At 60.5% G+C, this 13811-nt stretch carries 16 protein-coding genes and 1 pseudogene; 11 read left to right on the plus strand and 6 right to left on the minus strand.

What is annotated here, in order from left to right:
- The coding region (locus NKH63_RS28630) for an NAD(P)-dependent oxidoreductase (protein WP_352919805.1) at positions 1-216 on the plus strand (216 nt) is incomplete at its 5' end.
- A gap of 1186 nt (positions 217-1402) precedes the next feature.
- Here NKH63_RS28630 and NKH63_RS28635 read toward each other — a convergent pair.
- A complete protein-coding gene (locus tag NKH63_RS28635; protein ID WP_352529226.1) occupies positions 1403-1696 on the minus strand; it encodes a hypothetical protein in 294 nt (97 codons plus the stop codon).
- On the opposite strand from NKH63_RS28635, the gene NKH63_RS28640 reads away from it, so the two are divergent.
- From NKH63_RS28640 to NKH63_RS28660, 5 genes and pseudogenes are all read left to right on the plus strand, one after another.
- Complete coding sequence (locus tag NKH63_RS28640) at positions 1619-1951, plus strand: thermonuclease family protein (RefSeq protein ID WP_352919911.1); 333 nt, start codon at positions 1619-1621, stop codon at positions 1949-1951. The genes NKH63_RS28635 and NKH63_RS28640 overlap by 78 nt on opposite strands.
- Positions 1939-2160 (plus strand): excalibur calcium-binding domain-containing protein, encoded by a 222-nt coding sequence (locus NKH63_RS28645; protein WP_352919808.1) that lies wholly within the window; start codon positions 1939-1941, stop codon positions 2158-2160. Before NKH63_RS28640 ends, NKH63_RS28645 begins: the two co-directional genes overlap by 13 nt.
- A gap of 178 nt (positions 2161-2338) precedes the next feature.
- Positions 2339-2502: pseudogene (locus NKH63_RS28650) on the plus strand (cupin domain-containing protein); the annotation flags it as partial.
- Between the two features lie 245 nt (positions 2503-2747).
- Positions 2748-3134 carry a hypothetical protein gene (locus NKH63_RS28655; protein ID WP_023680933.1) on the plus strand — a complete coding sequence of 129 codons (387 nt, stop codon included), beginning with the start codon at positions 2748-2750 and terminating at the stop codon, positions 3132-3134.
- Positions 3131-3655: an RES family NAD+ phosphorylase gene (locus NKH63_RS28660; protein WP_352691493.1), complete on the plus strand. Its 525-nt coding sequence runs from the start codon at positions 3131-3133 to the stop codon at positions 3653-3655. Before NKH63_RS28655 ends, NKH63_RS28660 begins: the two co-directional genes overlap by 4 nt.
- Positions 3656-3698: 43 nt before the next feature.
- On the opposite strand, the gene scpB is transcribed toward NKH63_RS28660, so the two are convergent.
- The 4 genes from scpB to NKH63_RS28680 all read right to left on the minus strand — a co-directional run bounded on the left by scpB (position 3699) and on the right by NKH63_RS28680 (position 6493).
- Positions 3699-4406 carry an SMC-Scp complex subunit ScpB gene (gene scpB, locus NKH63_RS28665; RefSeq protein WP_352919811.1) on the minus strand — a complete coding sequence of 236 codons (708 nt, stop codon included), beginning with the start codon at positions 4404-4406 and terminating at the stop codon, positions 3699-3701.
- Positions 4407-4408: 2 nt separating this feature from the next.
- Entirely contained in the window at positions 4409-5365 is a 957-nt protein-coding gene (locus tag NKH63_RS28670; RefSeq protein WP_352919814.1) for a DUF1403 family protein, read from the minus strand.
- A 248-nt stretch (positions 5366-5613) separates the two neighbouring features.
- Positions 5614-6207: a type II toxin-antitoxin system VapC family toxin gene (locus NKH63_RS28675; protein WP_352919817.1), complete on the minus strand. Its 594-nt coding sequence runs from the start codon at positions 6205-6207 to the stop codon at positions 5614-5616.
- Complete coding sequence (locus NKH63_RS28680; RefSeq protein WP_352919820.1) at positions 6197-6493, minus strand: hypothetical protein; 297 nt, start codon at positions 6491-6493, stop codon at positions 6197-6199. The genes NKH63_RS28675 and NKH63_RS28680 overlap by 11 nt, the downstream gene beginning before the upstream one ends.
- A 230-nt stretch (positions 6494-6723) precedes the next feature.
- Here NKH63_RS28680 and NKH63_RS28685 point away from each other — a divergent pair, with 230 nt between their 5' ends.
- From NKH63_RS28685 to NKH63_RS28705, 5 genes are all read left to right on the plus strand, one after another.
- The gene (locus NKH63_RS28685) at positions 6724-7833 is read left to right on the plus strand and encodes a site-specific integrase (RefSeq protein WP_352919823.1); all 1110 of its coding nucleotides are present in this window, start codon (positions 6724-6726) and stop codon (positions 7831-7833) included.
- Positions 7834-8838: 1005 nt separating this feature from the next.
- Positions 8839-10020, plus strand: a complete 1182-nt coding sequence (repA, locus tag NKH63_RS28690) for a plasmid partitioning protein RepA (protein ID WP_024927411.1) — start codon at positions 8839-8841, stop codon at positions 10018-10020.
- Positions 10017-11048, plus strand: a complete 1032-nt coding sequence (gene repB, locus NKH63_RS28695) for a plasmid partitioning protein RepB (protein ID WP_352919825.1) — start codon at positions 10017-10019, stop codon at positions 11046-11048. Before repA ends, repB begins: the two co-directional genes overlap by 4 nt.
- A gap of 154 nt (positions 11049-11202) precedes the next feature.
- Positions 11203-12546, plus strand: coding sequence for a plasmid replication protein RepC (repC, locus tag NKH63_RS28700; protein ID WP_352919828.1), 1344 nt, complete (start codon positions 11203-11205; stop codon positions 12544-12546).
- Positions 12547-12624: 78 nt separating this feature from the next.
- Positions 12625-12810: a hypothetical protein gene (locus tag NKH63_RS28705; RefSeq protein WP_352919830.1), complete on the plus strand. Its 186-nt coding sequence runs from the start codon at positions 12625-12627 to the stop codon at positions 12808-12810.
- Positions 12811-12835: 25 nt separating this feature from the next.
- On the opposite strand, the gene NKH63_RS28710 is transcribed toward NKH63_RS28705, so the two are convergent.
- Positions 12836-13768, minus strand: a complete 933-nt coding sequence (locus NKH63_RS28710; RefSeq protein ID WP_352919832.1) for a recombinase family protein — start codon at positions 13766-13768, stop codon at positions 12836-12838.
- Positions 13769-13811: the final 43 nt, after the last annotated feature.

The following is a 13811-nucleotide window of genomic DNA, read 5'->3' on the forward strand; positions in this document are numbered from 1 at the left end:
GACGAAGGTCAGCTTTCTGGTGCTTGTCTTGACGTGTTTGAGCGTGAACCGCTGGAGGCTTCATCGCCGTTGTGGACTCATCCCAGGGTGACCATCACACCTCATGTCGCGAGCTTCTGGGTGGATTCTGGAATCGACCAGGTCGCCGATCTCTGCGGTCAAGTCGCAAGAGGAGAGCCTCTGTCCAACAAGATCGACCTCGAACGGGGTTATTGAATCGAAGTAGCGTCTTTACCACTTCCCGACAGCGTGAACTCGTCGGTGTGGCAGATGCCGGTTCCGGCGGCGAGCTTCGGGGCGCAGAGCGGCTGTTCCGCGCTCCCGCACTTGCGTGCTCCCGGTGCCCCGTGGCCCGGATGCCCGGATGCGCCAAGCTTAACGAACCTGACGACCGAACAAACGATGGCACCAAGAACATCATGCCGGATACGGCTTCATCGAGAGCTTCAACGGCAAGGAAGGCGCGTCAACACTCCACGCTACGATTGCTGGCCTCCCGTCGTCACGGCGCATATGCGACGTTCCGTTAGCCGCCGATCGCGTTCCTATCCACGGCAATCGCGTGGTGGTACATTCGGTTGATTTGGCGAATGTTTTTTGTCGTCAACTCACCGGGAAACCGGGGAGGTGGTCATGAGAATTATTACCGCTCTAGCATGCGTCGCCCTCCTTGCAGGTTGCACAACGGCAGGCCCCCCAGGGCCCCAAGGGCCTGTCGGTCCACAAGGTCTTCCCGGCAAGCAAGGACCTAGAGGTGCAATGGGGGCTGAGGGTCCGGCGGGGAAGGACGGCGTCGGCGGTTGGGAAATCACCCAGTATGCAAGCGCGAGTGATACAAGCCCAGACAAATCCGCACAGGCTTGGTGTCCCAAGCCAAAAGTCGTCATAGGTGGCGGTGCCAGCGCGTCAAATTCAAATGCTCTGATTTCTAGGAGCTTGCCGGTTACTTCCCCAGCTCCAGGGTGGGTAGCACAAGCGCATGTAGCGACTACGTCTCCAACAGCTTGGACGCTGACAGCATACGCCATTTGCGCGCTTGTCAAATAGTCGGCGCTTGGCCGGGCCGGTGAACTTTGCGTTGTCGCGTCTTGGAGACACAAACGGCGTTCTAGTCTTCATCCCAAAAATCCTGCAGCGAGGCGTGCCGATGGTCTTCCTCGCCCCGGAGGTGCTTCACGCGGACCTTGATGCCCGCTTGCGAAGGCCATAGTTGAGACGGTTGAAAGGCTGAGCCGGTGCCCCCCGCGTTGACCAGTTGCCGACCGGCTAGTGCAGCTTCTGGACTCTCGCCCGGAATGGCGGCATTCTCTCTTCCGGGAGAGCGGGCGTGGGCAAAGGCCAACGTTATCAAGGCGCCAATCAGGCTGACCGCTGGCGAAGGCGCGCCGGCAGAAGAATGCCGTCACGGCGGCTGCCGCGACCCCTCTTGGGGCTGATCTTCCTCGGCGCCGGCACGCTTGCCGCCGCAGTCACCCAATTCGCGATCCAGAGCACCGCCGGCCAACAGAGCACGATAACAAACTGGACAGAACCATTGCCTGGCCACATGGAAGGCCGCGCCTCGGTGATCGATGGCGACACAGTAGAGATTGCAGGCCAAAGGATTCGTTTCAATGGCATCGACGCGCCCGAGAGCCGTCAGCACTGCGACGACGCCAAGGGCTTTGACTACCCATGCGGGCGCCGCGCTGCCCAAGCCTTGGACAAGTTCCTGGCAGCTTCGCGACCGCTGCATTGCAGTTTTGTCGATCGTGATCGGTACGGGCGTCTTGTCGGGAACTGCGATCGGGCGGACGGTCGTAGCGTTCAGCGCTGGCTTGTCGAGCAGGGCTTGGCACTGACTGGCCCCTCTACAGCCACTGCGCCTATGCGGGGCAGCAGGCGAAGGCAGAGGCGGCAAAGCTCGGTCTGTGGGCCGGAACTTTTCAGGCGCCTTGGGTGTGGCGTCTAGCGCATGCCGACAACCGGCCGCTTTCTAACCAGCCGCTTGGCTTAATCAACCGCCATCAGGTCGCACAAAGCGGCTATTCATGCGAGCCGCGGCGCACCTGTTCCCAAATCAGCTCGTGCGATGAAGCAAGTTGGTACCTAGCCAACTGCTCTTGGGGCCGCAAGCTAGACCGCGACAAAGACGGCATCGCCTGCGAAAGCCAGTGTTGAACCTGCAGGTGCTGCCGCTTCACGGTCGCACGCACGTCGGTGTTGGCGCCGCGGCGCGTTGGGGTGGGTTTGGTCATGTGGAGGGGTTCCTAATGAAAAGGCCGCCTCGACGGGTGGCTTTTGAACGGTGACGGACTGCCGTTCCCGACGAGGGCGATGGTCAGGAGAGACACAAAAAGAGCCGGCGCGGGTGCTGATGACCGTCTCTCCGCCTGGACACGAGCCTATTTTGAAGAGCTTGCCAGGCTCGCTGCGCACGGCTCTCCGGATCCGAAAGCGCTTGCAGACTTGCGGAACCGTTACGACACTGACCAGCTCTCTACCCTGACGATAAGAGCCTAAGCTCGATTTGCAATATCGGGTCATGGCGCAGCACCGCTCATGGCGTCGGCACCAGCTATGTCCGCTTTCAGGGGGCGTGCAGGGCCGCAATAAACGACCGAGGTTGGGCGCATTGCCGCCGCTAGCCAACAAACGCTACGGAATGAAGAAGGGCAAGTAGTCTGGTGGAAGGAGTAGGGCCTCCGTCCACTTGCTATGCATCGGAATGTGCATATATTGTGCATATGAGAGGTCGGAGATTTGTCATGGCCCACGCACAGCTCGCACATTCCACGGTGATTTCAGGCTTTGTCGATAGCCTGCAGGAGCCGCGCACGCCTTATATCTCGCCGAAGCGCCTGTCGCAGGCGCTGGGCGTGAAGGTGGCCAACTTGGCCCAGTTGACCGGTGTCCACCGCAACACGCTCCGCAACCCCTCATCGGAGCGCCTGCAGGGCCGGATGCGCGAGATGGTGAAAGTGATCTCGGCGGCGACGGAACTCACCGGCGACGTCAACAAGGCGATCTTTTGGTACCGCAATGAACCGATCGCCGACTATGGCCATCGTACCGCAGCCGAGCTCGTCGCGGGCGGCCAGGTCGAGGCGGTTCTGGCCTTTATCCGGGATCTCGAGAATGGTGCGCGCGGGTGAGGATCACCCGCATCGGTCCAGACGAAATCTTCCATCGCTATCTGACTCCCAAATGGGCTTTCCTGCCCACCAGCGGTGCAGGCGCAGCGACGGACGGCGGTCGTTTCAACCGGCCAGGCATCGAAGCACTTTATCTGTCGCGTGCGACCCAGACGGCGCTTGATGAATACAAGCAGGGAGCCAGCATCACCCCGCCCGCCACCCTTGCCGCTTACAAGATCACGCTCGCCGAGGTAGCCGACCTTTCGCAGGGTTTCGACCCGCACATCTGGGATGGCCCGTGGAAGGAGTGGGATTGTGCCTGGCGCCAGGTCGCTCGCATCGACAAGAAGATCCCGCCATCGTGGAAGCTCGCGGATCTGGTCATCACCGCCGGACTTCGCGGCATCCTGTTTCCGTCGCTGCGTCACGCCGGCGGCACCAATCTGGTGATCTTTCCGGCCAATCTTGTCGACGGCGACCATGTCGCGGTTCACGATCCCGATCAACGGTTGCCGCACGACCAGTCGTCCTGGTCCTGAGCTATCGACTGTCTCTGGGATCGCAACGCGACCACGCCCCCCGTCACGGCGCTTGCTCCCCAACGACATCGTCCTCGCCGTCGGCCTCCCCGCTCGCCAGCCCGGCTGGAATATCGCCGGCCAGCAGCTTCTCCTTCGAGAGCAGCCCTGCGTCCTCAAGCGCCTCGAAATCGGGTAGCTGGCGCAGCGTGTCGAGCCCGAACTGCGACAGAAAAGTTTTCGTCGTCACATAAGTATAGGGCGCGCCAGGTTGCGGCGAGCGCGGACCCGAAGCGATAAGATCCTGCGCGCGCAGCATGCCGATCAGGTCGCGCGACACCTCCTTGCCGAAAAAGCTGGAGAGCTCGCCACGGGTGATCGGCTGGAAGTAGGCAATGCACATCAAGACAAGCGCCTGCGCCTGCGGCAGTTCTTTTGCCCCCTCGCCCGCTGACGTGCCGAAGGCTGCGTGAATGGCATCGCCAAAAACCTTTCTGGTCCGGTGCTGCCAGCCGCCGGCGACCGAGACCAGCTCATAGGGGCGGCCGGCGAGCTCGGCGCGGATGTCGTCGATGATCAGTTCAAGATTGCAGTTCTTGCCGACGACCCGCGCCAGCACCGCGCGCGGCACTGGTTCGCTTGCCGCAAAGACCACTGCTTCCACGCGGCCCATCCATTCGCGCCAGCGCAGCTCCGCCGGCAGATGTTCCAGCTCGGTATCGAGCAACGCCGGCTGTTCGTTCGGCTTGCGGCGGGCGGACGCTTCGCTCATCGCTACAGCCCAAACATCCGAAAGGTGGTGCGGCCCGACAGCTCCCGCACGGCGTCGAGTTGCTGCAGCCGCTCGAACAGACGTCGCGTGGCAAAACGGGACAGGTTTTTCGTCGTCAGCGAGCCGGAGACGGCGTCTTCGTTGAGCAGCAAAAAGATCACGTCGCCGGCGCCCTTGGCGCGCAGTTTCGGCGCCACGGCCAGCAGTTTTTCGGCACGACGCGACAAATCGGCGGCCAGCCGGCAGGCCTCGGCCGCAGCTTGAACCAGTGCTACGCAGACCGCGCGCTCAAATCTTTTTTCGCCGGGTCGGATGCGCTTGCCGCCGGACTCGGCGCGGAAGGCCGGGCCAAAGGCCTGTGCCATCATGAGCGGCACCGGTCGCGGCCAGCGCAGGCTTTGCGCCAGCACCAGGTCGGCCAGCCACCAGGCGAAAAGCTCGGCATCGGGGCGCATGGTGACGACATGAGCGGCGATCGCCGCGGCGGCGAACGGCGCCGGCCGCTGCAACCCCGCCAGTTTTTCGATCTCCGTGCAGAGGTTGGCGAGCGCCGCGTCGTCCCAATGGATTCCGAGCTGGTCGACGATCCTTTCGAGCCGGTCGTGGGTTGCGACCGACGGCTGCATGGCCAACTGCCGCCAGGCGCCAAGAACCGCGCCGGCGGGGCCGGGACCGGCGCCGGCCGGGCGCAGGTACCAAGCGTCGCGTAGCGCGGCCTCGTCCTCTGAGCGGCCGGCGAGCCGCATGCCGGGGGCGGCACAGCGAAGCGCCAGCCGCTGCTGCCAGGCGCCGGCCCAGGAAGGCTGCGGCGCCCGTGCGAGGCCGTCGAGCGCGCCCAAGGCAGCGCCGGCCTGGAAGGCGGCGTCGGCGTCGCTCGGCCCGCCGCCGGCCGCAAGCGCCCAGGCCGGGACGGTCGGCGGCGAGGCGGGACTGGCGGTCGCGGGATCGAGGCGAATCATGGTCTTGGAGGGTAGAGCGCCCGTGCGCTTTGCGCTACGGTTTTCACGGCAAAACGCACAGCCTGTCGATATGACAGAACGAATGATAATCTTGCATTATCGGTCGTTTTTGTCCTTACGTTAGAAATGGCCGTCGTCGCCCGCGTTTTAACGGTCGCAGGAGAGTGTCAGCGAGCTTTTTGAAGACTGGTGGTCATTAAAGGAGGGTGGACGATCACGGTGCACGGGCATATCTGCCACAGACGCTTTCAACCCTGCGGGCGCAAGTCTGTCACCGGCCGGTAGAAGATCACACGCACCGACGGAACAAGCTGGTTGAGGTAATCGAAATCCCGAACATTGCCGGTCAGGACCGTCGCGCCCAGCAGACCGGCCTGGTGAAAGATCAGCGCATCGTTGAGGAAGCGGCGTTCATGCCCCTCCCCTTTCGGCAGGCGGCTCAGCAGGAACAGCAGGCCGGCAAGCATGCCGGCGCGTCCCCAGGCGGTGGCGTCGGGTGCATGCAGCCGGTGCACTGGAATGTCTTCAATCGTGCCTGCAACCACTTTCAGGACCGACTTCGTCGTGGGGTGCGCTGGGTCGAGCCGGCCGAACAGGTGGCTGAGCTCGGCAAGGCAGACGGCCGAGTGCTGACAGGGCCGATAGGTCAGAAGGTCATCGACCACTTTGGGCGTGCGGCCCTGAAGGACATCCAGATAGACGCTCGTGTCGAGAAGCAATGCAGCGCCGACAGGCGGCTGGTCCCCTGCCCAGGACAGAGCGGAATCCGGCCGCCGTTCCAGCCCGCCGGCACGCCGCTGTGGTTTGAGGGAACGCAGTGCGCTCCCGAGATCAAACGCCAAGATCAATGTCTGCGGAGATGCTGCCCTTGCGGCGGACGAGCCGGGCGCCAAAATCGTCCTCGAGGGCCAGCCGCGACAAGGCGAGCTCCAGCAGCTCAGTGTCGGAGGTCACATGAGCGCGCTTCTTTGCCGCCTCGATCAATTCCGACGGCACCCTCCCGGAAAGGCGTGTGTTCTTGGCCGCGCCGATAAGGCCGACCGCCCTCGCCTGCTCAAGCACCAGACGGTTCCGGGTGTGGGCGATCCGCTCCTCGCTTTCGGCTGCCGTTGCACCACGTACGCTCATCCTGGATTCTCCTGTTGAACGAAACATAAGGGATGTTGAACATGAAGGCAAGGATCGGCACTGAGAAAGAGGGCCCTAGGAGGTACGCGACCGGCGCAAATCTCGGGAGCTATTGGTCAAGCACCTCGCGGTGGACAATTGGGCGCTTTGGTCGCACGTTGGGCTCTCAGAATCGCACCACTGTGACATTCAAATGATCGAGAGTTTCGATGGGCAGTCCCCGTAATTTCATGACGCCCATCGACGCGGTCGACACCAGCGACCTGCCTGACATTGTCGAAGTCGTCATGAAAATGGGGCACCCGGATGAGGTTCCCTCCCCTCCCACGCAGGTCCTCGACTCGCGACAAGCATCACTGCCTGCGCATCTCGAAAAGCTGGCCGACCGCGCGCGCGATTACGTCGAGGCGGCGAGTTCGGCAAACACCCGTCGCGCCTATGCCGCCGACTGGAAGCATTTTTGCGCCTGGTGCCGGCGCCAGGCGTTTGATCCGCTGCCGCCAGATCCACAAGTCGTCGGCCTCTACATCACGGCCCAGGCCTCAGGATCGGAACGGGACAAAAAGTCTGTGTCGACCATTGAGCGCCGCCTGTCGTCGCTGACCTGGAACTATACGCAACGCGGTCAACCGCTCGACCGGAAGGACCGGCATATCGCCACCGTGCTCGCCGGTATCCGCAATAAACACGCCTCCCCTCCCCGTCAAAAGGAAGCCATCCTGCGCGACGATCTTGTCGCCATGCTGGAAACGCTCGATCGTGGCACGCTGCGCGGTCTGCGCGGCCGCGCCATGTTGCTTTTGGGCTTCGCCGGCGGCTTGCGCCGCTCCGAAATCGTGGGCCTCGATGTTGCGCGCGATCAAACCGAGGACGGGTGCGGCTGGATTGAATTTTTCCCGGACAAGGGCGTGCTGGTTACGCTGCGAGGCAAGACCGGCTGGCGCGAGGTCGAGATTGGCCGCGGCTCGTCCGATGCCACCTGCCCGGTCGTCGCTCTGCAGACCTGGCTGAAGCTGGCCCGCATCGCGCATGGCCCCCTCTTCCGCCGCGTCACGGGGCAGGGCAAAGCTGTGGGCGCCGAGCGGCTCAACGATCAGGAGGTGGCGCGGCTGGTCAAACGCGCGGCCTTGGCCGCCGGCGTGCGCGGTGATCTTTCCGAGGGCGAGCGCGGCCAAAAGTTTTCGGGCCACTCGCTGCGTGCCGGCCTCGCGTCCTCTGCCGAGGTTGACGAGCGCTACGTGCAGAAGCAGCTTGGTCACGCCTCGGCAGAGATGACACGCAAATACCAGCGCCGGCGCGATCGCTTCCGCGTCAATCTAACTAAGGCGTCAGGATTGTAGAGTGCGGTACGCCCCCCAGCCGCAGGTGACTCTGGATGCGCCAATCCACCCCGGCGCCACAGATCCAACCATCATGTTGATGGGTTTCCAAGGTTTATTGGTGCGGTCGCAAGCCTCCAACTTAAAGAGCTGTTCCCAGCTGGGAACTCAAAGTACGGGTTGTGGGAGAAGTTTGCTTCTCGATGAGTTCTCCAGGATCCTTCGCCGACACGTGGACTGGCCCCGAGGGAAGTTGCCTGGCGACTGCAGGAGCCTCTTGCCCGACGCTGGAGGAAAGTGCGCGTGGACAGGACGCCTACGTGCCAAACGGTGCTGATTGCTGTCAAATCGCGTGGGACGCTTGGCGGCAGGTCCGAGCCGCTGAGTTGCCATTCGCGAGGGTCGCTCGGCCCGGAAGGAATGCCTCGTTGCAGGGTAGGGGCAGTGGGGCGTCTAACTTGTCAGCCTGGGGCGATCACCGAAGTGACATCGGAAGCGGCGCGGCATGGCTGCATCACAAACACAACCCATCGACTCCGACGCAAAGGATGGTGACTCCCATAGGACTGCGCGAACTCAGTGCCTCCGTCACAACGGGAATTTCGCCGCCGCGCCAAAGTGGGGGGAGGGGGTATCTCTCCATCCGCCGAAACCTACCTGCGCTTCTGTAGGTCGCTCGCCGCCGTACGCGGAAGCCAGAGGCCAACCGGGTACACCAACGTCGACTATCTACGAGAACAAAACGGGCAAGGGGCTCGCCCGTGCCCCCATGCTGCGTAACCAACTTCATAGCGGTCTTTTTCAATGCCTGATGCGCAACTTTGACGGCACAGAGAAGCCAGCGATAAAGAAAAGTTCCCAGCTGGGAACTGCCCTGTGTCCATTTGCTCGAATTCTCCGAATCGGGCATACCTCCAGTAACGGAAAAACCGCGTAATTCGAAAAGTTGGCGTAGTTGGCGTGGCGTTAACAGCTTGTTAACCACAGTCGCTATCAATAGGCGCTGGGTGCAAGAGGAGAATCTGGGTGACGCGGCATCTAAGTAGCCTTCAGTTCATGAATACCTTTTCGACGAAACTCGAGAAGGCACTCAACAATCTTTCGCTGGCTCAGTATCCTCCTGATGCGATTCGTACGATGCGCAAATTCACTTCGACGGAAGTGGCAGCATTGCTAGGAGTGACTGAAGCTTACATACGGCAGGTCTCCTTAAAAGGGCAGGGACCTGAGCCAGAGACAACGACCACCGGAAAGCGCCTATATTCTGTGGAGCAGGTGCTGGACCTTCGGATGCACCTGGCGGAAAAGGCACGGAAGAAATGGATCAATCCTCGTCGTGTTAAAGGCGAGGATTGCCAGATCATCGCGATCACGAACTTCAAAGGTGGATCGTCCAAGACAGCGACCACTATTCACTTGGGTCATTGGTTGGCACTACGTGGATATCGCGTTCTCGCAGTCGACATGGATCCCCAGGCGTCGTTAACAAGTCTGCAAGGAGCGTTACCCGGATTTGACTACCGAGAAGGTGACACCCTTTACTCAGCGATTCGGTTTGATGATCCGGTGCCAACGGAAAAGATTATTCATCAGACGCATATCATCGGATTCGACGTCATCTGCGCCGGTCTTGAGCTGACAGAATTCGAAACGGCCGTTACCCTTGAGATGCGCAAGAGCGGTGGAACCAGTTTTCTGCTTCGAGTGTCACAGGCTCTCGAACAGATCGTCGATAGCTACGACATCGTTCTTCTCGACTGTGCGCCGTCACTCAATTTCCTGACACTTTCGTCGCTCACTGCCGCTACCGGAGTCCTAATCCCAGTTCCGGCGCACATGCTCGATGTCGACTCCACAGGGAAGTTTTTGGAGCTGGCCGCATCTTATATGCAAATCCTGGATGAGGCTGGTGCAGGCGCACGTTGGGATTTCGCCAAATTCCTCATCACAAAGTTTGAGGCCAACGACCACCCGCAAGCCAACATGCAGGCCCTAATGCGCCAAGTGTTTGGCGAGGATTTACTTCTGAATTCAGTCTCCAAATCCACTGCGGTTGCGGACGCTCTCACTTGGAAGCAGAGCCTCTATGAAGTGCAACGATCGAGGTTTTCGGCACCTAAAACTTATGATCGTGCAATCGAATCGATCAATGCCGCGAACGCGGAAATAGAAAGCCTCATCACAATGGCATGGAGGCGTGAACAGTGAGCCGTAAAGATTCTAAGGGCATGTTTGCTGCTGTTTTGGGGCAACTCGGGGAGGACAATTCGGAGGAGGGCGTCAGCCGCCGCACGTCATCGCCGCACCTGATGAAGGTGGCGGCTGGTGTTCGCCAAATGCAAGAGCGTAGCGATATCGCCGACAAGTTACTGAAGTCAGGCGAACAGATCATTGAACTCGATCCCGACAAAATACGGCCGTCGTCTATCACCGATCGATATGATGACGCCTACGAGATTTCCGCCATTGCTGAGATCACTGAGTCCATGCGGGAGCGCGGTCAAATTGTGCCTGGATTGGTTCGGCCAGTACAAGGCAAGGATGGCGAGTTTCAAATCGTCTATGGTCGCAGAAGATTAGCGGCAGCTAAGCAGCTTGGGATCGGATTCAAAGCGGCCGTCCGCGAGTTAACTGATGAACAAGCAGTCATTTTCCAAGGCGAAGAAAACACCGCTCGAGAGGATCTTTCATACATTGAGAAGTGCGCTTTTGCGCTTGCGCAGCAGGAAGCGGGATACAAACGGGACACCATCTGCGCTTCGCTGTCGACAGGAAAATCGCATGTCTCCGAGATGATCAAAATCGCCTCATCGGTCGACAAGGAGATACTGCAATCGATTGGTAAAGCTCCCGGGATTGGTCGAGGACGATGGCAGGAATTCTCGAACCGCTATTCCATGGACGGCTCACCCGCAAAAGCTTTCGATCTTATTCGCAAAAACAAATTCCGCGAGGCAACGTCCGACGACAGATTCATTATTCTGCTTGAGACGCTTCCATCGGATCATAATGCGATCAAAGAACCTGGTCCGGCCAAGCCATCAAAGCCCAAGATTGCTATGAAATCCTGGGCTGCTCCAGACAAAACAGTCAGCGTCAGCCTCAAAGACAACGGAAAAACTACCATGATTGCCGTGGGAGAGGCTGAAGGATCGCGTTTCGCAGCGTTTATCGCCGGACAACTGGACGACCTGTTTGAGGCCTTTCGGAAGTCCATCACGAAACAAGGAGTCTGAAACCGCAAAAGAAAAAGGCCCCCGAACGGCAAGCCGTGGAAGCCTCTCTCTGAACTAAGCACTCTGAGAATCGCATCTCCACGAATCACTGTCAAGAGTCATTGGCGTCGTTTTGGCGAGCAGGTTTCTTTTGCCTAATCGAGGGTGAAAGAAAATGGAGACGAATATTGCGACGACGCCCTTTGGGCGGCGGCCGATGACGCTTGGCATGATTTCAAGCCAAGTCACCGCAAGGGCCGTGCCGAAGGACGCGATCGTCCACAAATGGCATGTCTTCCAAGATATCAAGGACGCCAGGATCGCTCTGGGCGCCACCGATCGCGCTTTGGCTATTCTCGACGCGCTGTTGTCGTTCCATCCGGACACAGCGCTTTATGGCGACAGCGAACTGGTTGTATGGCCATCCAACGAGCAGCTGATCCGCCGCGCCAATGGCATGCCCCCAACGACGTTACGGCGCCACCTGGCCGTTCTGGTCGAGTGTGGATTGATCATTCGTCGGGACAGCCCAAACGGCAAGCGCTTCGCCCGGAAAGGGCAGGCGGGCGAGATCGAGCAAGCCTATGGCTTTGACATCTCGCCGATCGTGGCGCGTGCTGAGGAGTTCAAGGATCTTGCGGATGCGGTCAGATCTGAGAAAAAGGCATTTCGTCTCGTTAAGGAGCGGCTTACCATATGCCGACGGGACATCGTCAAGATGATCGACACCGGCATTGAGGAAGGCGTGCCGGCGAACTGGGGCAGGGTCCAGCAGGCCTACCAGGCGATTGTTGGTCAGATACCACGCACTGCACCTAGGCAGACGCTCGAGGTGATTGCCGAAGAACTTGAAGGCCTTTGGGCTGAAGTGCGTGAAGCATTGGAATCATTTGTAAAAACACAGAAAGTGGACGCCAATGAGTCCCAAAATGGGCGCCACATACAGAATTCAAAACCAGACTCTAAATTTGAATCTGAACCCGGCTTAGGAAATAAAAATGAAGCGGGCGCGAACGTTGCGGACACCGACAACGTACGGAGCCTGCCGAAACGCGAACTGCCGCTAGGGATCGTGCTGGATGCCTGCCCGAACATGCTTTGGCTGGTGAAGGGCGGCGGCGGAATCCGCAACTGGCGTGAATTTCTGGCCGCGGCCGAGGTTGCCCGACCGTCCATGGGCGTCAGCCCGAGCGCCTGGGAGGAAGCGCGAACGGCAATGGGTGAGCAGCAAGCGGCGATTACCATTGCCGCGATCTACCAGCGGCAGGACCAGATCAACAGCGCCGGCGGCTATTTGCGCAGCCTGACAGATCGAGCAAAGGTCGGAAAGTTCTCGGTCTGGCCGATGGTGATGGCCTTGTTGCGGGCCAAGCTTGACGCGTCGAAGACGACCGGAACCGGAGCTGAAGCCGCTGCCGTCGATTTGGATGCGGCAGGCAAGGTTGTGCGCACCGAATCCCGGCTGGAAATCAGCGATGCGTTGCGCCGCAGCCTCGACAAGCCAGGGCGCGGATCATGATCAGCCGGGCGGTTTTCGATCCGTGGACGGTGGCTGCAGCGCTTGTCGGGACGAGCGTCTTATGAGAGCATCGAAGGCATGAAAAACCAACACGACCAGGAACCGACGCCCGATGAAACCGCCGGGATGGTGTGGTGGAATTCGCTTGCCGAATCCGATCGTGCGGCTTGGCTGGCGCGGGCCGGCAGCGCTGTTCCAGCTGATGCCTGGGCCGCGTACAAGCGGCTTGGGAATGTTGAGCGTCAGTCACGGACCGTAAACTGAGGACTGTTCTGCAGCGGGATGACGGTCAGCTCGCGGGTAGTTCGGCGACGAGTCCAAGCCGGCGGGCTCGATCGAGCAGGTTCTTGACTGAGGAGGCAGACCATTTTGCGCCCCCTCGTGGGGTACGCTCATGCAGACGCTCGAGCTGGCCAGCGATGTCGCGTAGCGACAGGTCCGGGTTGGACTGCGAAATCCCTGCCACAAGCGTCATCAGGCGATCTTCGGGAGGCAGAGGAGACGCCCGCTTTAGCAGTGTGGATTCGGCCAGGTGCTCGGTGACGAGCCACCTCACTGCCCGCCGCAGTCGTTCAGGCGTCCAGTCGAGGCCGCGCTGCTTCAGGACCCGAGCGATGTCGTCCCAGTTATGGTCTGGTCGCATCCGGCGGACCGTCGGAAGCCATTGGTTCATAGTTGATTGTACCCGTCGGCCATAAGCCGCCTTTTGTATCGTGGTCATTTTCGCCAGGGCTTCGGGCCTGCGCTCCCGGATACCAGGATTGCCTGGCAGTCGCCCCTTGGATCGTGCAGCGATGATGCCGGCCTTGGTTCGCTCCGAAATCAGTGCACGCTCGAGCTGGGCAACGGCGCCGAGTACCTGTAGCGAAAACATGCCCTGTGGCGTCGACGTGTCGATTGGATCTCGCAGAGATCGGAAATGCGCGCCCTTCTTAGTCAGATCCTCGATCACCTGAAGAAGGTGGCTGACCGAGCGCGCAAGGCGATCGAGACGCACGACGACCAAGATATCGCCGGCGCCGATGTCGCTCATCAACCGCAGTAGGGCCGGGCGAGCTCTCGACGCACCGGATCCATGTTCCTGAACGACGACGTCACAACCGGCCGATCGCAGCTCAATCTCCTGCGCTTCCGTCGCTTGTTCGTCCGTCGACACGCGCGCGTAGCCGATTTGCCGGCCTCTTGGTCGTCCGGAGCGTCGATCTTGCGCTTCACGGGCCATTTGCGGCGTCTCTCAGCATCGGAAAGAGGCATTTGTACAAACA

It is taken from the genome of Mesorhizobium sp. M0960 (assembly GCF_040319055.1).
GTDB lineage: Bacteria > Pseudomonadota > Alphaproteobacteria > Rhizobiales > Rhizobiaceae > Mesorhizobium.